Genomic DNA, 21,222 nt, shown 5'->3' with positions numbered 1-21,222 from the left:
GGTCAGCGCGGATCGGCCGGACGCAGCACGTAGCCGATGCCCCTCTTCGTATGAATCATGGGTTCACCAACCACGTCGATCTTGCGGCGAAGATACGAAATGTAACTCTCGACGATGCCCACTTCGCCCGACCAGTCGTAATCCCACACGTGATCGAGGATTTGGGTTTTTGACACCACGCGACCCGCGTTCAGCATGAGGTAACGCAGCAGCTTGAACTCGGTGGGGGAGAGGTCGATCGGCGAATCGGCGCGCGTCACCTCGTGCGAATCCTCATCGAGGCGAAGATCGCCCACCACGAGCGCGCTTTCGCTCGGCTCGGCGACGCCCACGTGAGTGCGGCGCAGTACCGCGCGAATGCGAGCCACGACCTCTTCGAGGCTGAACGGCTTCGTCACGTAGTCATCGCCACCGACCGTGAGGCCAGCGACCTTATCCTTCGTTTCGTCACGTGCCGTGAGGAAAAGGATCGGGTAGTGGTGGCCCTTGTCGCGAAGGCGGCGGGTCACCGTGAAACCGTCGATGTCGGGCAGCATGACGTCGAGAACGATCAGATCCGGTTCGTTCTCAGTCGCCAGCTTGATGGCCTCGGCACCATTGGAGGCCGCAAACACCTCGAAGCCCGCGAAACGCAGGCTCGTGGCGAGAAGGTCGCGAATGTTCGGTTCATCGTCGACCACGAGGAGGCGTGCCTCGTAGTCCTGCTCCTGCTCCGTGTTCATGGGTCAATGGTGTAACCCGAAGGTGAAGTTTGGCTGGACGTTGCCTGTGACTTGCGGGCAGGTGTGGCGAATCAGCTACTTCTGATCGCGGCGATACTTGCGAAGCTCCCAGCCCATCTGAATCATGCGCACCGAACCGGCGAGCGCCATGATGAGCGCGCCCGCGATCGCCGCGAGCAGCATCGCTACGCCAAGCGGAAGGTTGAACTGCCACGTGAAGTACTCGAACTGCGTGGACACATTGTTCTGAATCACGAACACGAGCAGCAGAATCAAAAGGAGCGCGCCCACGATGAGCGACGCCCACACGACGCCCATGCGTGACTTCGGCGCGGGCTGGGCAGCGTGCTGATCATTCTGAGGCGCAGCCGAGGGAGCGGCCTTCGGCGCTTGCTGGGCCTGCGAGGTGCGCTGGCGCGTGGGTGCGGCGCTAGGCGTGGCCGGCTTCGCCTGCGCGGCGGGGGCACTCGGGGCGCTCTTGGGGTCCGACGCCTGCCCGGCTCCACCGAAGCTCGGTGCCTCGGGCGCTGCCTGCGCCGCAGAAGAAGCGGTGCCAGCGCTGTTCACGCCCGCAGCAGCCGGATTTGCACGCGTGACTTCTTCAGCCTTTGCATCGCGAAAAGAATCGGAGAAACCGTCGTATTCCTTAGAGTTCATACGTCAAGCGTACTCGCCTTGACCAAACGCATGGTGACCGCCGTGCAAAGAACGAGTGCAGCAATGGGGCCCGGCTAGCGTCGGACCCCTCACTTAAGCGCTTGGGGCCGAACGGGTGGCTAGACGTTTCCCGGCTCCACATCGCGCGCATCGAGGATCCGATACCCGTACCCCTGCTCCGCGAGGAAGCGCTGCCGATTCTGCGCGAAATCCTGATCCTGCGTATCGCGCGTGACCACCGTGTAGAAGTGTGCCGTTCGCCCATCGCGCTTCGGCCGCACGATCCTGCCGAGCCGCTGTGCCTCCTCCTGACGCGAGCCGAAAGCGCCGCTCACCTGGATGAGCACGCTTGCTTCGGGAAGATCGAGCGAGAAGTTCGCGACCTTTGAGACGACAAGCAGATCGATCTCGCCCTCGCGGAACGCGGCAAAGAGTTTTTCGCGATCCTTGAGGGAAGTGTCGCCCGTGACGACCGGCGCATCGAGCCGATTCGCGATCTCCTCGAGCTGATCAAGATATTGGCCGATCACGAGGATCCCTTCGCCTCGGTGTCGCGCGACGAGCTGCTCGACGACGGTGACCTTCTCAGGGCTCGTTGCCGCGAGTCTCTGCCGATCCCTTGCCTCCGCCGAGGCGTACACCTTCCGCTCGGTGCTCGACATCGTGACGCGCACCTCCGTCATCTCCGCCGGGGCGATCCACCCTTGAGCCTCGATCGACTTCCACGGCGCGTCGTAACGCTTCGGGCCAATAAGCGAGAACACTTCGCCCTCGCGGCCATCCTCGCGCACGAGGGTCGCCGTGAGGCCAAGCCTGCGGCGAGCCTGCAGGTCGGCGGTCATGCGGAACACTGGGGCGGGAAGAAGATGCACCTCGTCGTAAATGATGAGACCCCAATCGCGGGCGCTCACGAGCTCGAGATGAGGATGGATGCCGCGGCGCTTGGACGTGAGCACCTGATACGTGGCGATCGTGACCGGGCGAATCTCCTTCTTTGCGCCGCTGTACTCGCCGATTTCGCTCTCCGTGAGCGACGTGCGCTCGAGAAGCTCGCGGCGCCACTGACGGGCGGAAACCGTGTTCGTCACGAGCACGAGACACGTGCGCTCGAGCGCCGCCATCGCGCCCGCTCCCACGGTCGTCTTCCCCGCCCCGCACGGGAGCACGACCACGCCGCTGCCACCTTTTGTGAAATGCTCGACCGCCTCGCGCTGATACGGGCGAAGCTGCCACGTGCCCGGGGAATCCGTGAGCGCAATCGGGTGGCTCTCACCGTCCACGAAACCCGCGAGGTCCTCGACCGGCCAGCCGAGCTTGAGGAGCTGCTGCTTGAGGGCGCCGCGCTCGCTCGGGTGTACGAGCGAGGTGGTCTCATCGATGCGCGCACCCACGAGCGGCGCGACGCGCTTTGAGCGAAGAACTTCCGTGAGGATCGCCGGATCCTTCGCGAGGAGCACGAGGCCGTGCGCGGGGGAACTCTGGAGGCTCAGAACACCGTAGCGATCCATCGTGTCCGCGACGTCCACGAGAAGGGCGTGCGGAACGGGAAATCGCGAATGCGTGAGGAGAGCATCGACGACCCACTCCGCATCGAACCCCGCAGCCTTCGCGTTCCACAGCCCGAGGTTCGTGAGTCGGTAGGTGTGGACATGCTCGGGTGACTTCTCGAGCTCAGCGAACGGCGCTATCGCGGCGCGCGCCTGCTCGGCCGAAGGGTGAGCGACCTCGAGGAGGATCGACTTATCCGACTGAACGATGAGGGCGCCCGAGCCTGGGCTGCCGGCGCTAGACAACGGGTGCCGGGCGTGTGCCCTCGATGCGGTTGATCATCGACATGTAGAAGAGCGCCACAAACGGCAATGCCGCGGGGAGCAGGATCAGCCCGATGCCCGTGATCGCGAGCACGAACATCACCGCGAAGGACACGAGCGGGGCGAGGATCACGTGTGCGGGCTTCGCGAGAGCTTTATTCGCTGCTTCCTTGAATGCAGTGATGGGCCCCGCATCGCGTCCCGCGGAAAGATACGGCGCGAGCGAGAAGAAGAACAGGCACGCGAGCTGGCCGAGGAACGGGATGATGATCGAGAAGATCGAGATGACTCCGTACAGAATGGAGGTGAGGAACGTCTTCCAGTGGAAGAGACCACTGCCGATCGTAGGCTTCTCGCCCCTCGCTACGAGGCCGGCCGCCCTGTACGCCCCGCTTATCCACGCGGCCAGCGGGAGTTGAATCAGGAACATGACGAGGAAGACGATGAGCACGAAAACGAGCACCGCCACAGCTTCCGCGCCGTCGTTATTACCCGATTCGGCGCCATTGGCGAGTGCGATGATCGACGCGAAATAGCCCACAAAGAAAATGGCCAGCAAGGCCGCGTACACGACTGCCCAGATGATGCCTGGAACAACGAGTGCGACCCAGTTTTTCGTGAAGGCCTGCCACGCCCACGAAAACGACTTCGAGATGTCGTTGCCGACGTCGGTTCCGGGAGGCGGGCCGTCGTAGGCGCTACCGGTGGTGAATCCGGCATTCGGCTGCTGAGCCTGTGCCTGGAACCGGGGCTGTTCGAAATTCTGCTCTCCAGGCGCCGAGTAACGAAATGTGCCGGGGGCCGGTTCATACGGATCGGTCATGATCTCTCCTCTATTCGGCTTAGGTGCCGGGACCGTTGGCCCCCATTATTGCGTATAGGGGCTGTACACAGCACGGACTCTTAGACTGTTCTTGAACGAGCGCCACCATGCGCCACACTCACCACATACCGAAGGAGCCGCACGAGCATGGCCAACTTTGATCCCGCCCCCCACTCTGTTGCCGACATCGGCGTGACCGGCATGGCGGTCATGGGCTCGAACCTCGCCCGCAACCTCGCCCGCAACGGATTCAAAGTGGCGATCCACAACCGTTCCGTGGAAAAGACCGAGCGCGTGATCGCTGAGCATGGCCAGGACGGCGAGTTTGTGCCCGCGGAAACGATGGACGAATTCGTCGCGTCGCTCCAGCGGCCGCGCGTCGCGATCATCATGGTCAAGGCCGGCAAGGCCACCGACGCCGTGATCGAAGAGCTCGCAAGCCGCATGGACGAGGGCGACATCATCGTGGACTGCGGCAACGCACTGTTCACCGACACCCTGCGCCGCGAGCAGGAGCTTCGTGCACGCGGCCTTCACTTCGTGGGCGCGGGCGTCTCCGGCGGCGAAGAGGGCGCCCTCAACGGCCCCTCGATCATGCCCGGCGGCTCGAAGGCAAGCTACGACCGCCTCGGCCCCATGTTCGAGAAGATCTCCGCGCATGTGGACGGCGTCCCCTGCTGCACCCACGTGGGGGAGAATGGCGCCGGTCACTTCGTGAAGATGGTCCACAACGGCATCGAGTACGCCGACATGCAGGTCATCGCGGAAGCCTACGACCTCATGAGCAAGGCGCTCGGCATGAGCGCCCCCGAAATCGGCAAGGTCTTCGAGAAATGGAACGAGGGCAACCTCAACTCCTTCCTCATCGAGATCACGGCGGCCGTGCTCAACCACACCGACAACGTGACCGGCAAGCCGTTCGTGGACATCATCCTCGACCAGGCGGGCCAGAAGGGCACCGGCGCGTGGACCTCGAAGACGGCCCTCGACCTCGGCATCCCCGTCACTGGCATCGCCGAGGCAACCTTCGCACGTTCCACCTCGGGTGGCACGGAGCAGCGCGAAGCTGGCCGCGCCGTGCTCAAGGGCGAGGCGCAGACGATTCAGATCGACGACGCCGAGCAGTTCATCAGCGACCTCCAGCAGGCGCTGTACGCCGCGAAGCTCGTGAGCTACTCGCAGGGCTTTGACGAGATCAAGGCCGGCGCGAAGGAATACGAGTGGGACATCAAGCTTGGCGACATGGCGCGCATCTGGCGCGGCGGCTGCATCATCCGCGCAGGCTTCCTCAACCGCATTACCGAGGCTTACGAACGCAATCCCGAGCTCCCGCTTCTGCTTGCCGATGAGTACTTCACCGCCGAAATTACGAAGTGCATCCCCGCGTGGCGTCGCATCGTCGCGTTTGCGGCAGCCGTCGGAATCCCGGCCCCCGTTTTCTCCTCGACCCTCGCGTACTACGACGCGGTGCGGGCCGAGCGCCTCCCCGCGGCCCTCGTGCAGGCGCAGCGTGACTACTTTGGCGCGCACACCTACCGGCGCGTGGATGCGGAGGGGACGTACCACGTGGAGTGGACGGGCAACCGCACGGAGACCCGTCAGGACTGACTCTTTCCCCCGAATTGCATAGGGGTTGCGGGGGTTATTCGCCGCAACGAAACCCCCACAACCCCTATGCAATTCACAAGTACAGGGTTAGGGGAGGAGCACCCGGTGGATCAGCACCGTGAACTCCTCGCCCGATTCCCTATCGCGCGCACGCAGCCTCCCGCCCTCGAGCGCGAGCGGCTCGACCCGCAGCACGCGCGTGCCGCCGCGGCCGTCAACGATCCCGATCTGTATTTCGTGCTCGTCCGCGATCGCCGCGAGTAAACGCTGCGGGACACTCACCTCGTCGAGACGACCCGCCTCAGCGGCGCGAATCCGCGCGAGTGCCTCGGAAGGCTCCACGTCGAGGGCCTGCTCGCGCGCATCAGACTCAAGCTCGAGCCCCACCGGGCCGCCACGCACGGTACCGAGCATGCGTTCATGAGCCGCCGCGCCGCTCGCCCCCGCCGCAAGAGGCGCGAGACCCGCCGCACGCGCCGAGCCCATCACGAACCCCGGATCGCCGCTCGAGATCACGACGGTCGGAGCGAGCCGCTTGAGGCCCAGCCGGCTCGCCTCGCTCGAGGTCATGAGCCGATCCAGGTGCTCTTCCTCGCCTGTAATGAACGAGGTCGCGGGGCCGACGGTGACCTGGCCACGCTTGCGGGCCTCATCCCGCACGAGGTAGGCGAGCACATCGGGAACGCCCGTGAGTGAAAGCGCCGCGAGCTCGTCGAGAAGGGCATCGGCGGAGCCGCCCGCACTGAGCCCCCGCGCGATCGAGTCACCCGTCACGCGAGCCACGACTCCCGCCCCGCGCGAGGTCACGTCAGTCCACTCGAGCACCGCTGCCACTCGCGGGCCGGGAAGCCCCGGAACGGTCACGGTGAGGTCGGAATCGAGGAGCACGTGCTCAACGGGCTCCGGCAGTCGCTCGGCAAGAACAGATTCGAGATACTCGAGAGCTTCGACTTCCTCGCACGCGAGAGCCTCGAGCGCCGCGGGAGCGAGGGCGCTCGGCACACCATCCACGAGCAGCCCGAAAGCCTCTGTCTCGCGCGTGAACGCATACGCCTCCTCGATGATCGCCGCGCGCTGCACCGTGGGAAACGCCCACGCGAGCGACTCCGCAAGGCTCGCCGCCCTCGCCTCCCGCTCGGGATAGTCCGCAAGGTGGCGCAGCATGTGGCGCCGCCTCACCTTCACCCCTTTTCTTCCGACGCTTGCCGAGAGCGCAGCGCGCGGACTTTCGCCCGTGCGGGCCTCTCCCTCATGAAGACCATCGAGGCTCACGTCTCCGAAGCGCGTCCCGGCGAGGGAGCCGAGGTAGTTGGAGCGCAAATACGCCAGGCAAAGGTCGGCCCAGCGGCGTGCCGGGGAGGCGTCGGAAAACTCCTCGAATTCGCGCGTGACCTGCCACGTTTCGCCGTCGTTGCCAATGAGCCCGCCCACCCACGAGGCGTGAATGATGCTCGTCCACGTTTCGTGGCTCGTGTGTGCGGCGGCGGCGAGGCGGCGCGCCTCTCGCAGGGGGATGCCGCCGCGCTTGAGCACCGACGGGGGGTCGGCGTGCCACGTGGCGATCGTTGCGGCGATGCGGCTTGCCTCGAGTGCGGCCTCGAGCGCTTGGGCGTCGCGAGCGCCCTCGAATCGTTCGGGCGAAGCTTCGGGGCCAGGGGTTGGGGCGTGCGCGAAAGTGCGGTGAACGACGCCGCTGCGAAGGGCGAGGTGAACAGTGCGGGGAATGAGGAGGCGCGGGCCTTCGGGCCCGTTGACTTTGGTGACGAGGCGCGCTTTGGTGAGCTGCCGTGCGAGCGAGGAATCGGGAGAGCCCGTGAGACGCGCGGGGGCGAACGCGAGAGAGTCGGCGATCTCGCGAAGTTCAGCGGGGAGGCTCTCGACTATTTCACGCGCGTCGTCCGGTGTGGGGTCGCTCGAGAGGCGAGGGGCGAGGCCAGCCGGGTGGGGGAGAGCTTCGGAGAGTGCCCGAACGGGGATCAGAGCTCGGCCGTTTTCGTCCGTGTACACGAGGGCAAGGGTCGCAAGCCGGTACACGTGAGGCGCGATCTGCTCGGTTGAGGCGTTCACGGCATGCGCGAGCTGTTCCGGGGCAACGGGTCCCGCGTAGGCGGCAAAGACTTCGGCAAGCTGAAGTTCGGGAAGAACGAGACTGCCGATCGCTTTGTGGACGCTCCCGGGCTGCGCGGCTCGCGCGGCAAGTGGGCCGATCCCGTGGGGGATCGGGGAGGTGAGATCTTGGCGTGCACGCAGAAGCTCGATGAGCCGTGCATCATCGAACTCTCTCAGGGCATCGGCAAGAGTGCGGGCCATGCCTTCAGCCTATCCCCTAGGATGGAGGGGCCCTTCGGGCACGCCCCCATAGCCCAATGGCAGAGGCAGAAGACTTAAAATCTTTTCAGTGTGGGTTCGAGTCCCACTGGGGGTGCCATGCATGCAGGTCCCGCCCCGTGCATGCGCTCGCGTGATATGACGGAGGCGTGGGCTTATTACGGTCGATGACCCACGCACTAAGCAACGGTGAAAGGGACGTGAACGGTCATGATGAGCGAAAAGATCGACGAGCTTCTTCCTCGGATCGAGGCGGCGCTCGCGCGAGGCGGGCGGTCGATGGACGGCCTCCTCATTTTGCTTGCGACTAAGACGCGCACCGCGCAAGAGATTCGCGAGGCCGTGGAGCTTTTCGAGAAGCGGGGCGTAAAGGTGGATGTGGGCGAGAACCGCCAGCAGGAATTCGCGAAGCACGCCGAGCTCGAGGATCTGCACGAGGCTGGAGTCATGCGCCACTACATCGGCACGATCCAGTCGAACAAGGCACGCGACATTTCGCGCTTTGCGGATCTCGTGCATTCGATCGATCGCGAGAGCGCCCTCACGAGCATCGAGAAGCGCGCAGCGAATGACGGGAAGGTGCAGCGAGTCCTCATCCAGGTGAACACCTCGGGCGAGGATTCGAAGGGCGGCTACGACCCGGATCTCGGCCTGCTCACGGAGATCGCGCAGCGCTGCGACGAGAGCGAGTCGCTTGCTCTCGAAGGCCTCATGACGATCGGGACCAACACGGACGACGAAGTGGAGATTCGTCGCTCGCTGCGACAGTTGAGGGAGCTTCGCGATGGGCTCGGCATCGAGGCTGTCAAGGAGTTGTCGATGGGCATGAGTAACGACCTCGAGATCGCGATCGAGGAAGGCGCCACTATTGTTCGCGTTGGTTCGGCGGTATTCGGCCCGAGGGACTATTCTCACTAGTACATCCGGGCCCGAGGGCGCGCAGCGGATTGGCCCACCCGCCACTTCCGAAGAAGGATCCTCGTGCGCCCTACCTCCTATGACACCTTGACGCCCCTCCAGCGTGCCTTCGCGCTTTTCGCCATTGCGATCGGCGGCTTCGGCATCGGCTCGAGCGAGTTCGTGTCGATGGGGATTCTGCCCGACATCGCCCACTCGCTTCTTCCAGAGCAGATGGCGGCGAATCCCGAGCACGCGATCGCGCAGGCCGGTTGGGCAGTGAGCGCCTATGCGTTCGGCGTTGTCGTGGGTGCCCCCACGGTGTCGCTTCTCGGGGTGAAGATCGCGCGGCCAAAACTCATCATGCTGCTCGCGCTCGGGCTGCTCGTGGGGTCGGTTCTTTCCGCAACGATGCCGGTCTTTGGTCTGCTTGTGCCCGCGCGTTTCCTCGCGGGTCTTCCGCATGGCGCATTTTTTGGCGTGGCCGCCCTGCTCGCTGCCGATGTCATGGGCCCCGGCAATCAGGGCAAGGGCATTGCGCTCGCTCTCATGGGCCTCACCGTCGCGAACCTCGTGGGCGTCCCGCTCCTCACGGCGTTCGGTCAGCAGCTTGGCTGGCGCACGGCGTACTGGATCGTCGCGGGAGTGTTTGCCCTGTCGATCCTCCTCCTGTTCCTCGCGATCCCGCCGCAAGAGGCTCCGAAGGGCCGCAGTGCAAAGGATGAGCTCGCCGCGTTCAAGCAGCCACGCATGTGGATGGTCATCGTGATTGAATGCGTGGGATTCACGAGCTTCTTCGCGATGTATGGTTACATCGCCGACGTCACGGTGAGCGTGGCGGGCATCGATAAGCACCTCATTCCCGTGATTCTCGCGCTCGCGGGCGCCGGGATGACCCTCGGCAATTGGATCGCGGGGCACCTCACGGACTGGTCGTATCGCGCGAGCCTGTTCATCGTGTTCCCGATTTTCATCGTGATGTTCATCGTGCTCATTGCATTCCGCGAGAATCCCGTGGGCTTCGGCATCGGCGTGTTCCTCGTGAGCGCCACGAGCTCGATCACGAGCCCTCTCATGCAGGCCTGGCTCATGACGAATGCCGGCAAATCCGTCACCCTCGCCGCTGCCTCGCACCATGGTGCGTTCAACGTCGCCAACTCCCTCGGAGTGATGTTCGGCGGTTTCGTTTTAAGTGCTGGTCTTGGCTTTTCCTCGGTGCTCTCCCTCGCGGGTGGCCTCGCCCTGTTCGGCATGGTGGTCACGTTCGCAGGCCTGTGGATCGACCGCGACGGTGTGCACGACATCAATGCGCTCAATGAGGAGAGCGAGGATCAGACTTTCGGCGTGAGCATTCTGCGCACGGAAACGGGGGAGATGCTCGCGATCGCGGCGGGTGCGGGCGGCGAGAGCGTTGCGCTCGAGGCCGACGACTCTTATCTGGAATCGCACCACCGCAAGGAATAGTGCGTCCCTGAAAGTCGTTGAAAGAGGTGTAACTAGACTGTGGGCTCGTAGTGATGCCCTCGAGAAAAGGACACCCCGTGGCGAGAAACAACGGAATTTTGAAGAACAGCCCGGCTTTCAGCAATTCGGGCGGATACGCTCCCGCTCCCGAGTACAACCAGGCACCGGGCGCCCAGCAGCAGTGGGGTCAGCCCCAGCAGCAGTGGGGTCAGCCCCAGCAGCAGGCCCCGCAGTACCAGGCACCCCAGTATCAGCAGGACAACTACAGCCAGGCTGATCTCGAGGCGATGTACAACCGCCCGGCCGCCACGGGCTTTGACACGGGCCGCATGACGTGGCGCAACACGATGAATGCGATCACGGCGACCTTCGGCGTGATCATCGCCGTGGCGTTTGTGGTCATGATGCTTCCCACCGTTGCCTCTCTCGTGATCGGCACGGAAGAAGGCCGCCAGATTGGTTTCGCCCTCTCGTCGATCCTCGCGATCGTGGGCGCGATCGGCTCGTTCGTGGCCGTCATTGTGAATGCGTTTAAGAAGCAGCCGAGCATGATCGTCACGCTTGCCTACGCCTTCTTTGAAGGTCTTCTGCTCGGCGGCATCAGCGTGTTCTTCGAGAGTGTGTATCCCGGCATCGTGTTCCAGGCCGTGATCGCGACGCTGGCCGTCGCCGGCGCGATTGCTGTGCTGTTCCGCATGGGGAAGCTGCGCACGAGCCCGAAGCTCACGAAGATCTTCTTCGTGGCGTTCGGTGCATATTTCGTCTTCACGCTCGTGAACCTCGTGCTGGTTCTTCTCGGCGTCACGAATATGCGCACGGGCATGCTCGGAATCGTCATTGGCCTCGTCGCCGTGGCCCTCGCGAGCTACAGCCTCGTGATGGATCTTGAGCAGGTCAAGAACGGGATCGACAACGGTGCCCCGAAGGAGTTCGCCTGGACGGCGGCGCTCGGCCTCGCCGTGACGGTCGTGTGGATGTACACGGAGATCCTCCGCATCCTCGCGATCCTGCGCGACAACTGACCGCGCACAGCCACTACCGGCCCGGGCCTCGCTTTGGAGGTCCGGGCCGGTCCTTTTTGAGGGGCGAGGTCAAATGCTCAGTCGGTGACCTCGAGCGAGGCGATTGCCTCCTCGAGACCTTTCACGTGGTCGGGGTGATCGGCGGCTACGTCGGAAACGAGGGCGCTCGGCCCCTTCGGGGTTTCCACGACAATCGCCGTGACGATTGACGCGTCCGTTGTTTCAAGTGGCATACTCTGGCTGTTCTCATCGAAGCCGTAGGTGGCTTGGACGATCCACGCGGGGTAACCATCGACCGTGAGTGACTCGCTCTTGTAGTTGGTCACGGTGGGGTTCTTGCCGAACTGCTCAACGACATTAAAGTGGGTCGCGTAGCACTGGAACATCGTGACCGCCATCTGCTCGGTGCCGGGGTATGTGCCCTCGATATCTTCCTGCCATTGAACGCGGCCAACGGTCACAACGCTGTACCAAAACGACTCGACCTGCTTCGCGTAAGCGCCCGTGTCATAGAGGTAGGGCACGTTCTCGTTCTGGTACCACGGCGCGTCCCATCCCTTGGGCGTCGTGAATTGAAGCCCGCCGCCCTTGATCCTGCTGCCACGTTGGTCGCGTGACACCGTTGGTTTCGTGGACATGAGGCACTGGCTGGTGGGTGCCTCGGTGAAGATCTCGGGTGGCGGCTCGTTCGGGGCTGCCGGCGTTGGCTGCTCTTCCTTTTTGTTCGGGTCACCCTTGGTGTTGACGCCAACCGTGGAGTCGTGCCCCGCGAGGGGTTCTTGTTCGATGCTGCGCATGGCGACTTGTGAAACGAACAAACCGAGTGCGGCAATGAGTGCGATGCCGCCAATCACCACACCGATGACGACCTTGCGAGAGTTGCTCTCCTCATCACCGTCGTGCATCTGCGCATTGAGTGCAGCGCCCGATTCGGCTCCGAATGATGATTCGCCGGGAGCGCGAGAGGCGTCGGACCCCTGCCCGCCCATGCCGGCCGAGCCTGCGGAAAAATCGGGGAGCCGGGGCTCCGTGGAGCCTTCTGAGCCGGGGCCCTCGTGATCGGGTGTGCTCACGCGCGTCCCTTTCCTTTTCGCCGAGCGTTGTCGTGTGTGCCCTTATTCTCACACCCCGCGCCCATAGGAACATTCAGAAGGCGTCGACCCAGGTCGCGATAGGGTTGAGCACTGTGACTCGGGGTGCCCCGGGCCCAATCGTGGGCCGCGAGGGCTGAGATCAAACCCGTCGAACCTGCTCTGGAAACCTACCTGCGAAGGGATGTCACTCGTGACACAGTCATACTCTGCTGGAATCGAAAAAGCCGTGAGCGCCGCGCGCGAGACCACGCCGCTCGTGCACTGCATGACCAATACGGTCGTTCAAAACATCACCGCGAACGTGCTGCTCGCAGCGGGCCAGGCCCCCGCGATGGTCGATCATCCCGGAGAGGCCGCGACGTTCGCGCAAATTGCGAGTGGCGTGCTTCTCAATACGGGAACGGTCGCGCCGCACCAGGTCGAGTCGATGCCACTTGCCGCCGAAGCTGCGGTAAAGGCCGGTGTCCCGTGGGTTCTCGACCCGGTCGCGATCGGCGCCCTGGAAGTGCGCACCGCTCTCGCGCATCGCCTCCTCGAGCTCGCCCCTACGGCGATCCGCGGTAACGCCTCGGAAATTTCCGCGCTCGCGGGCCTCGGCGCCGGTGGGCGAGGCGTGGATGCGACCGACTCCGTCGAGGAATCCTTGCCGGCTGCCGCGTCCCTTGCGGAGCGCACGGGCGCGGTTGTCGCCGTGTCGGGCAAGCGCGACCTGATCGTGTGGGATCGCGATGGCGAGACGCGTGCGCTCTGGCTCGAATCGGGCCACGACCTTATGCCGCGCGTGATCGGTACGGGCTGCGCGCTCGGCGCCACGATGGCCGGTTATGTCAGCATCGCTCCCGCGCTCGAGTCTCTTTTTTCCGACGCCACCTTCGCCCCCATCGATGCGAAGGCTCTCGCGGTGCTGACTGCCCATGCACACTTCGGCGCGGCCGGTCAGCTCGCAGGTGAGCGCGCGGAGCGTCCCGGCTCGTTCGCGGTCGCCTGGATCGATGCCCTTGATGAGCTCAGCGGCGCCGACATCGCCTCGCGCGTGAGCGTGACCGAGGCGTCGGCATGAGTGTTTCCGCTTCGTGCGAGCGCGCGGCGAAAGCCGATTGGGCGCTTTACTTCGTGACAGATTCGGCGATGGCGGGCGGTGCCGAGAAGGTTCCCGCCCAGGTCGCCGAGGCGATCGAGGGCGGCGCCCACGTGATCCAGGTGCGCGATAAGGACCTCGACGACGCTGCCTACCTCGCGCTCGCGCGCCGGGTGCGCGATGTTGCCCGCGAGGTGGGTGAGCAGCACGGCCGCGACATCATCGTCATCGCGAATGACCGTGTGGAGGCAGCACGCGAGCTTGGCCTCGACGTTCACGTGGGACAGGGCGACATGCCGGCCTCCCAGGTGCGTGGGCTCCTCGGCGCCGAGGCGATTATTGGCGTGAGCGTGTCGAACGCTGAACAGCTCGAGAGCGTCATCGCCGAGGGCTTCGCCGATGTCGTGGGGATCGGCCCGATCTGGAACACCGCGACGAAGACCGATACCGACCCGGCCGTGGGGCTCGAGGGCCTCGCCGCTCTCACCGCACGTGCACATGAAGCCGGTATCGTGGCGGTCGCGATCGGCGGGATTTCGATCCGCAATGCTGGCGAGGTTGCGGCGACGGGTTGCGACGGTATTTGCGTCGTCTCGGCGATCGCCGCCTCTGACGATCCAGCGACCTCGGCGACGTTCCTTCGCCGCGAATTCGTGATGAACCAGCCACTGTAGTTTCGTATCGCTCTGAACAGCGAGCTTTTTCGAGGAGGAAAATCCCATGCGCCCACCCATTGCCCTCACGATTGCCGGAAGCGACCCGAGCGGTGGCGCAGGCATCCAGGCCGATCTCAAGACCTTCACGGCACTTGGAACCTATGGCTGCGCCGTTCTCACGTCACTCACCGCGCAGAATACGCAGGGCGTTGACGGTGTGTTCACGCCGCCCGCGTCGTTTGTGCGCGATCAGCTCACGACCCTGCTCGACGATGTGTACGTTGACGCGACGAAAATCGGCATGATCCCGAACGCGGAGATCGCCGGGGTGATCGCCGATGTCATCGAGGAACGCCGAAGCGATTTTGGCAAGATCGTTCTCGACCCCGTCATGGTCGCGACCTCGGGCGACATGCTCATGGGCGAGGATGCAATGTCGATTCTCCATGATCGCCTGCTTCCGCTCGCCGACGTGCTCACTCCCAATATTCCTGAAGCGGCCCTCCTGCTTGGCGAAAATCCGGCAACCGACGAAGCCGAAATGAAGGAGCAAGGCCTCAAGCTCATTAACCGCGGCCCGAAATCCGTGCTCGTCAAGGGAGGCCACCTTCGCGGCTCCGCACTCGTGGATGTGTTTGTGCAGCTCGGCAATGTCGTGGACGTGCTCACTGGCGACATGATCAACACCCGCAACACTCACGGCACGGGCTGCACGCTCTCTTCCGCGATCGCCGCACAATACGCACGCGTCGCGGGCGGTGCTGACGCAACGGACATCGGCGTTGTGGCGAGTGCACGCGAATTCCTCCAGAGCGCGATCCTCCACGCGAAAGAGTGGGAGATCTCGAAGTCGCCCGAAAGTGGCCACGGCCCCACGAACCATCTCATTACCGTTCAGGGAGTTTAACCATGGCGCTCATCGAACCCGCAGGCGCTCACACCGCCCGAATGTGGGAGGCTACCGCCGATATCCGCGCGCGCATCGACGCCCTGCCGTTTCTCACTGAACTCGGCGCCGGCACGCTTGACCCGGAAAAATTCACGTTCTACATCCAGCAGGACGCGCAATACCTCGTGGCCTACCAAAAGTCGATGACGACTCTCGCGGGCAAAGCACCCGGCGCGGATGAGCTTCGCTTTTGGGCGCAGTCAGCCGTCGGCGCCGTTGCCGAAGAAAAGGCGATGCAAGAAGAGCTGTTCACGAACGACACGCTCGCCGCGCATCGCGTTGAAAGACTCGGCATGAGCCTCCATACCGCTGCCTACAGCAACTTTCTGCTCGCAAGCGCCACCTACGACACGTACGCGGTTGCCGCCGCGGCTGTGCTTCCGTGCTACTGGATCTACGCTGAAGCGGGCGTGGCCGTGCTCGAGGCGAGTAAGGGCGCGCTCGAGGGGCACCCCTACGGTACGTGGGTCGAGGCGTATGCAGACGACTCCTTCACGAGAATCGCGCGCAAAGCCGTGCAGATCGTGGAAGAAGCGTGCGATGCCGTGGGCGTGGCCGAACGCGAACGCGCCATCGAAGCATTCCGCCAGGCCACTCGCTTCGAGGAACTGTTCTGGACGCAGCCCATGGACGATCCGGCAGATCGCATTCTCATTTGAGGCGCGGCGTTTAGGCTTGATCCAGAACTGAACACCGCCGTGGGAAAGAGGAGACTCCATGAGTGACCCGCATCTGTGGCTCGAAGACATCACCGGCGAGAAGCAGCTCGCGTGGGTGCGTGAACGCAACGCCCGCACCGAGGCCGAGCTCGACGCCGATCCACTCACCGCTGAACTCGAAGCGGAGATCCTCGAGATTCTCAACGCGAGCGATCGCATTCCCAGCGTTTCTAAGCGCGGCGACTTCCTCTACAACTTCTGGACCGACGCCGAGCACGAACGCGGCGTGTGGCGCCGCACAACTCTCGAGTCTTACCGAACCGAGAACCCCGAATGGGAAACCCTTATTGACGTTGATGCGCTCAACGACGCCGAGGGGGAGGACTGGGTGTGGCATGGCGCCCACGCGCTGCGCCCCGCCGAGGGAGAGCCGTATCGCCGCTTCCTCGTGAGCCTCTCGCACGGGGGAAGTGATGCCGACGTCACCCGCGAATGGGACCTCGAGACCCGCAGTTTCGTGCCGGAAAGCGAAGGCGGCTTCGTGCGACCCGAAGCGCGCGGCTTCGTCTCGTGGATCGACGACGACACCGTGTGGGTCGGCACCGACTTCGGCGAGGGGACGCGAAGCAACTCCGGCCACCCGCTCCAGGCGCGCGTGTGGAAACGCGGCACGGCCCTCGCTGATGCCGAGCTCGTGTTCGCGGGCGATCCGAGCGACATGCTCGTCTACCCAAGCCACGACCAGACTCCCGGCTTCGAACGCGACTGGGTCACGGTCATGCACACCTTCTACACCTCGACCACGTATGCCGTTGCTCGCGAAGGCGACGAGTTTCAGCTCCTCAAGGTAGACGTCCCAAGCGACATCGACGTGAGTGCGCACCGCGATCTCGCGATCTTGAGGCCCCGCACCGAATGGTCGACGGGAGACCGCACGTACGCCGCGGGCAGCCTGCTCGCGTGCGACTTCGACGCGTTCATGGCGGGAAGCCGTGACTTCGACGTGCTTTTCGATCCCACCCCAACGACGTCGCTCGATGGCCTCACCATTACGAAGGACTACCTCGTTGTGACCGTCCTCGACGACGTCAAACATCGCCTCGACGTTCACTACCGAACCGGCGACGGCACGTGGGTGCGCGAGGACCTCTACCCGGAACTCACAGGCTCGCTCTACGTGGCCGCCGTCGATTCCGACGAGAACAACGACGTGTGGATCACCCGCAACGACTTCCACCTGCCCGCAACCCTCTGCCTCGCGAGCCTTGACGGAATCCGCGAGGGCAGCGGCGCGGGCGAGATCGAGACGATCAAAACGACGCCCGAACGCTTCGACGCGAGCGACGTCACCGTTACCCAGCATTTCGTTGACAGTGCAGACGGCACGCGCATCCCGTACTTTGAGATCGCGAAGGCCCAGGCCACCGTCGGCCCCCGCCCCACCCTGCTGTATGGCTACGGCGGTTTCGAAGTGTCGCTCACCCCGGTCTACCTCGGCGCGACCGGTAAGGCGTGGATCGAGCGCGGCGGCGTGTACGTGCTCGCGAACATTCGAGGTGGCGGCGAATACGGGCCCGCATGGCACCAAGCGGGACTCAAAGACAACCGCCACCGGGTCTATGAAGACTTCTCGAGCGTGGCGCGCGACCTCATCGAACGTGGTGTGACCGATACGAAGCACCTCGCCGTGCGCGGCGGCTCCAACGGCGGCCTGCTCACAGGCAACATGCTCACGCAGTACCCCGAGCTGTTCGGCGCCGTCGTAATCCAGGTGCCGCTTTTGGACATGAAGCGCTACTCGCACCTTCTCGCGGGCGCGAGCTGGATGGCGGAGTACGGGGACCCCGACACCGACGACTGGGACTTCATCAAGACTTTCAGCCCGTACCACCTGCTGCGCGATGACGTGGAGTACCCGCCCACCTTCGTGCTCACCTCGACCCGCGACGACCGCGTACACCCCGGCCACGCCCGCAAATTCACGGCCGCGCTCGAGGAGCTCGGCACTCCCGTCAAGTATTGGGAAAACATCGAAGGCGGGCACGGCGGCGCCGCGTCCAACGCGCAAGCGGCACGCATGAACGCACTGGTCCACGCCTTCTTGTGGGCAACCGTCGGAAAGAAATAAACCGAGCGTATGGACCTCTACGACCGCCCCGCCGCGAACGAGCTTCTCGCCTCCCGCAATGACGTGATGACCGTCTACCGGGAGTTCGAGAACTCCGAAGGGCGCCTCTTCCCGCTCAGGTATGTGCGGGCCGGCTATCAGTCGGAGCTTCCCACGATCATGGTGCTTCCCGACGGGCCGGGCGTGGCGAGCGTGTTCCCGTACGAGATTCTGCGGCGGGACATGGTCAAAAAGGGACTCGACGTCATCATGATGGAGCATCGCGGCGTGGGCATGAGCCGCGCGGATGCGCAGGGCAATGACCTTCCCGTTGGCGTGATGAGTGTGGAGAACGTGCTCGACGATGTGCGTGCCGTGCTCGATCACGCGCAAGTGCCGCGCGTGGTGCTGTACGGAACCGGGTACGGTGCCTACATTGCGCAACGATTCGCGCTGCGCCACCCGGAGCGCGTGTTTTCCATGGTGCTCGACTCGCCGTTTACGGGCGTCCGCGACGGGCGCGCTCTGCGTGAGCTTATGCGAGATTTGTATTGGCGCGGCACATTCGATGCCACCGAATCGATCGCCCGCGCTGTGCGGATGCTCGTCGAGCAGCGAATCGTGCCCGCCGAAGAAACCGGTGCGGTACTGGCCGCCGTCCACGAATACGGCGGCGTGAACTCCGTGCGGGACCTCGTGGATCTTCTCGTTCAGGGGCGCGGGCAGCTCGCGTGGGCGTCGATCCACCAAATCATCACGGGCCGCGAATGGTTCAACACCACGCCATACGTGTACGAAAACGACCTTGCGGGCCGCATCTCCGCGACCGAGCTGGGATTCGCTGAAGCAAGCGACGGCAAGCCGCTCGACCCGCTCACCGTGTATGCGCGGCGCGCCGCGAAGTTCCCGCCATTTACGGGGGAGAGCTTCGATTTGGAGACGGCGCGGCGCTCGATCACGACCCCCACTCTCGTGGTGGGTGGCGCGCGTGACGTGATCGTGCCGCTGTGGCGCTCACGGCTCGCGGCCGAGGAGATCCCCGGGGCACACGTCGGTTCCGACCCCACGAACCCGCGCTTGCGGTTCATCTCCGCGCACAACGTGGGCCACGCGCTCATCGACTCGCACATTGAACTTTCGGTTGTCGCGATGCGCTGGGCGGCCGCTGGCGCGATCGATCCGCTCCTCGACCGCGACATCAGCTCCCTTAATCGCAGCGTGCGCAACGAGGCTTACGGCCGGGGTATCCGTACGGCGCTCCTCGCCGAGCAGTACTCGCCACTGAAGCTTTGGTCGGTGCGCTCGCTCGCCGCGGGGCCGCTTGCCTCAGCCGACGCGCGCGGTCCGCGAGGTCTCACTCGCCGCTAGCGCCGCCCTGGCATGCAACCTGCACGTACGCGTTCGCAAACACCAGATCGTAGGGCTTGCGCGCGCTCGTGGTGACGGATGCGCCGTTGAGTTGCTCAGGTTTTGCGCTTGCGTTCGCGGGCCACTTCTCGTTCGCCCACGCGGCCCAGCCGCCGGGGAACTGCTCCTGCTCGTTTTTTCCATACACGCCCGCGATGCATTCGGGTGCCCGCTTCGTCTCGCCGTGCATCCACTGCACGTCGTTCGTGGGAATGAGCGGCGCCATGAAACGGATATCGGTGGCGACTGTGACCCCTTCGGGCACGTGGGCTTGCGCCTCCCGCGCGGCGTTCGCAAACTCGGAATTCGGGTCGAGGCCGCCGGTCACGACCCACGTGAGGGGCAGCGAGGTTGCGAGATACGCGGTCGAGGCGAGTGAGGCGGCAACGCCGAGGCGTTTCGTCCATAACTTCGCGGTGTTCGGGGCGATGGGGCGTTCGCGCAGCTCACCGAGTTGGGTGAGCAGCGTGCCGTTCACGTGCGGCAAGGTCGCAAGGAGAGCCGCGAATGCGATCGCCATGAGGAACGAGTTGTAGTGCCACTGCCAGGTCCAATAGTGCTCCACGGAGCCAAGGAAGCGCCAGGCAAGCGTCGGAAGAAGACCGAGCGCAAGGGGGCTTTTCACCCCCACGAGCCCCATGAACGCCACGAACATGAGCACGGTTTGCCACTTCACGAGCGGCGTTAGCACCTGCGTGATCGGGGCGAAATTCTCGGTGTACACGTACGCGCTCGCGGGACTGAGCGCCGGCAAAATCACCCACGTGGCGAGGCCAAACCACACGAGACCCCACGCGGCCATTAGCAGCGCGGAGCGGGGTTTCTTTTCCGACGCTAGCTTCGCCACCGACCTGCGGACCTTTTCGGATGAGCTTCCCGCCTTCGGCCCCGGAGTGCGCCACATCCACGCCATCGCGAAGCCGAGCATCATGACGGTAAGGCCTAGATCTTCTTTCACGAATACGAGTGCGCCGATCCAGAGGAGTGCAGCTTTGGGGCGGTCCTCAAGGAAGGCCGCGAGACCGAACGACACGAACAGCACGGCGAACGCATATTCATGGAATTGGACGTTTTGGCTGCCCTGAAGACCGAAGGAGAAGGCGTAGCTGGCGCCTGCGAGCATGCCGAGCCTCGGGCCGAGTTTCGCCATTGCGACGCGTGTGAGCGGGTAGGCGCTCGCTCCGAACATGGCGGCTTGTGCCCACAGCAGCATTGCAGGTGAGGGCCACAGCCACCACAGGGGCGCGAGCAGTGCGAGAACGGGGTGGAAGTGGTCGCCGAGAAGATTGAAGTTGTCACCCTTGATCGGCACGATAGGGGCGTTGAAGTGGGCGTATTCCTTGACGGCTTCGGCGAAGATGCCAAGGTCCCAGCTAGGGAAGAAGAAGGAGTCCCACTGGAGCATCGAGAGCCACCCATACAGTGTCGTTGCTGCAAGGGCGAGGCCGAGTGGGGCGAGGCGGCGTGGATCGAGAACCGCGTCGAGAAATGTATCGATGCGGGAACGTGGCTCGGACACGCGTGGAGTTGCGCTTGGGGTGTCCTTTTCGCGTGTACGTGCGATATCGGTCGTGGTGCTGTTCGCGTTTGAGTTCGCGCTCATAGCATCAGGCTGCGAAGGTGTCACGCGCCCCATTGTGCCAGGCATGCGCTTCGACGGGACCGTTTTCACGATGCGCATGCAGCTAGACCCGGCTCGTGGTGGTCGGTTCTTAGCGTTGGGAGCGCCTCGTTTCTTTTCCGCCCCCTTGCCCCGCTTCTTGCTCTAGTTCAAGCGGCGCTTTTCGCTCTTCGGACAGTCCTCGCGACCGGTTGCGGCGCTATAACGGATTCCTGTCAGGGGCTTTCCCCTTTCCTCAGTGGTGCGACCAGAGGGAGAAGGAACATCTACCCCGGTGCACCCGCTGCGGTGATAACGACCCATCGCCCGCAGCAGGTGG

At 64.2% G+C, this 21,222-nt stretch carries 17 protein-coding genes and 1 tRNA gene; 11 read left to right on the top strand and 7 right to left on the bottom strand.

Annotated features, from left to right (window positions below; all coding sequences use genetic code 11):
• Nucleotides 1-2: 2 nt before the first annotated feature.
• From D8M36_RS08330 to D8M36_RS08315, 4 genes are all read right to left on the bottom strand, one after another.
• Nucleotides 3-722: a response regulator transcription factor gene (locus D8M36_RS08330; protein WP_016663830.1), complete on the bottom strand. Its 720-nt coding sequence runs from the start codon at nt 720-722 to the stop codon at nt 3-5.
• A gap of 75 nt (nt 723-797) precedes the next feature.
• A complete protein-coding gene (locus D8M36_RS08325; RefSeq protein ID WP_126848174.1) occupies nt 798-1,379 on the bottom strand; it encodes a LapA family protein in 582 nt (193 codons plus the stop codon).
• Nucleotides 1,380-1,498: 119 nt separating this feature from the next.
• Nucleotides 1,499-3,172 (bottom strand): DNA repair helicase XPB, encoded by a 1,674-nt coding sequence (locus tag D8M36_RS08320; RefSeq protein ID WP_126848172.1) that lies wholly within the window; start codon nt 3,170-3,172, stop codon nt 1,499-1,501.
• A complete protein-coding gene (locus D8M36_RS08315; RefSeq protein ID WP_126848170.1) occupies nt 3,165-4,013 on the bottom strand; it encodes a hypothetical protein in 849 nt (282 codons plus the stop codon). Before D8M36_RS08315 ends, D8M36_RS08320 begins: the two co-directional genes overlap by 8 nt.
• Nucleotides 4,014-4,160: 147 nt before the next feature.
• Here D8M36_RS08315 and gndA point away from each other — a divergent pair, with 147 nt between their 5' ends.
• On the top strand, nt 4,161-5,621 hold the full coding sequence (gene gndA, locus D8M36_RS08310) for an NADP-dependent phosphogluconate dehydrogenase (RefSeq protein ID WP_126848168.1): 1,461 nt from the start codon (nt 4,161-4,163) through the stop codon (nt 5,619-5,621).
• Between the two features lie 87 nt (nt 5,622-5,708).
• Here the strand turns inward: gndA and D8M36_RS08305 are convergent, their stop codons facing one another.
• Entirely contained in the window at nt 5,709-7,931 is a 2,223-nt protein-coding gene (locus D8M36_RS08305; RefSeq protein WP_065247211.1) for a helicase-associated domain-containing protein, read from the bottom strand.
• 42 nt (nt 7,932-7,973) lie between these two features.
• On the opposite strand from D8M36_RS08305, the gene D8M36_RS08300 reads away from it, so the two are divergent.
• The 4 genes from D8M36_RS08300 (at nt 7,974) to D8M36_RS08285 (ending at nt 11,332) form a co-directional block, all read left to right on the top strand.
• A tRNA-Leu gene (locus tag D8M36_RS08300) sits at nt 7,974-8,049 on the top strand.
• Nucleotides 8,050-8,159: 110 nt separating this feature from the next.
• Complete coding sequence (locus D8M36_RS08295) at nt 8,160-8,867, top strand: YggS family pyridoxal phosphate-dependent enzyme (protein WP_065247212.1); 708 nt, start codon at nt 8,160-8,162, stop codon at nt 8,865-8,867.
• 63 nt (nt 8,868-8,930) lie between these two features.
• Nucleotides 8,931-10,310, top strand: a complete 1,380-nt coding sequence (locus D8M36_RS08290; RefSeq protein WP_126848166.1) for an MFS transporter — start codon at nt 8,931-8,933, stop codon at nt 10,308-10,310.
• Nucleotides 10,311-10,387: 77 nt separating this feature from the next.
• Nucleotides 10,388-11,332 (top strand): Bax inhibitor-1/YccA family protein, encoded by a 945-nt coding sequence (locus D8M36_RS08285; RefSeq protein WP_161970239.1) that lies wholly within the window; start codon nt 10,388-10,390, stop codon nt 11,330-11,332.
• Nucleotides 11,333-11,409: 77 nt separating this feature from the next.
• Here D8M36_RS08285 and D8M36_RS08280 read toward each other — a convergent pair whose 3' ends face one another.
• On the bottom strand, nt 11,410-12,405 hold the full coding sequence (locus tag D8M36_RS08280) for a hypothetical protein (protein ID WP_126848162.1): 996 nt from the start codon (nt 12,403-12,405) through the stop codon (nt 11,410-11,412).
• A 202-nt stretch (nt 12,406-12,607) separates the two neighbouring features.
• Between D8M36_RS08280 and thiM the strand changes: the two genes are divergently transcribed.
• From thiM to D8M36_RS08250, 6 genes are read left to right on the top strand one after another with little or no spacing between them, the layout of a single operon-like run.
• Nucleotides 12,608-13,486 carry a hydroxyethylthiazole kinase gene (thiM, locus tag D8M36_RS08275; protein ID WP_161970238.1) on the top strand — a complete coding sequence of 293 codons (879 nt, stop codon included), beginning with the start codon at nt 12,608-12,610 and terminating at the stop codon, nt 13,484-13,486.
• The gene (gene thiE, locus D8M36_RS08270; RefSeq protein ID WP_126848159.1) at nt 13,483-14,178 is read left to right on the top strand and encodes a thiamine phosphate synthase; all 696 of its coding nucleotides are present in this window, start codon (nt 13,483-13,485) and stop codon (nt 14,176-14,178) included. The genes thiM and thiE overlap by 4 nt, the downstream gene beginning before the upstream one ends.
• Nucleotides 14,179-14,224: 46 nt before the next feature.
• Nucleotides 14,225-15,067 carry a bifunctional hydroxymethylpyrimidine kinase/phosphomethylpyrimidine kinase gene (thiD, locus tag D8M36_RS08265; protein ID WP_065247217.1) on the top strand — a complete coding sequence of 281 codons (843 nt, stop codon included), beginning with the start codon at nt 14,225-14,227 and terminating at the stop codon, nt 15,065-15,067.
• Nucleotides 15,068-15,069: 2 nt separating this feature from the next.
• Nucleotides 15,070-15,768, top strand: coding sequence for a TenA family protein (locus D8M36_RS08260; RefSeq protein WP_126848157.1), 699 nt, complete (start codon nt 15,070-15,072; stop codon nt 15,766-15,768).
• Between the two features lie 58 nt (nt 15,769-15,826).
• Nucleotides 15,827-17,896: a prolyl oligopeptidase family serine peptidase gene (locus D8M36_RS08255; RefSeq protein WP_126848155.1), complete on the top strand. Its 2,070-nt coding sequence runs from the start codon at nt 15,827-15,829 to the stop codon at nt 17,894-17,896.
• A gap of 9 nt (nt 17,897-17,905) precedes the next feature.
• Nucleotides 17,906-19,243, top strand: coding sequence for an alpha/beta fold hydrolase (locus D8M36_RS08250; protein ID WP_065247220.1), 1,338 nt, complete (start codon nt 17,906-17,908; stop codon nt 19,241-19,243).
• On the opposite strand, the gene D8M36_RS08245 is transcribed toward D8M36_RS08250, so the two are convergent.
• Entirely contained in the window at nt 19,230-20,885 is a 1,656-nt protein-coding gene (locus tag D8M36_RS08245) for a DUF2079 domain-containing protein (protein ID WP_161970237.1), read from the bottom strand. The two genes, D8M36_RS08250 and D8M36_RS08245, sit on opposite strands and share 14 nt — an antisense overlap.
• Nucleotides 20,886-21,222 lie beyond the last annotated feature (337 nt).

The sequence above is a fragment of the Dermabacter sp. HSID17554 genome (genome assembly GCF_003989295.1).
GTDB classification, from domain to species: Bacteria; Actinomycetota; Actinomycetes; order Actinomycetales; family Dermabacteraceae; genus Dermabacter; species Dermabacter vaginalis.
The sequence above is the reverse complement of the archived record's forward strand: the minus strand, read 5'-3'. Positions and strand labels throughout refer to the sequence as shown.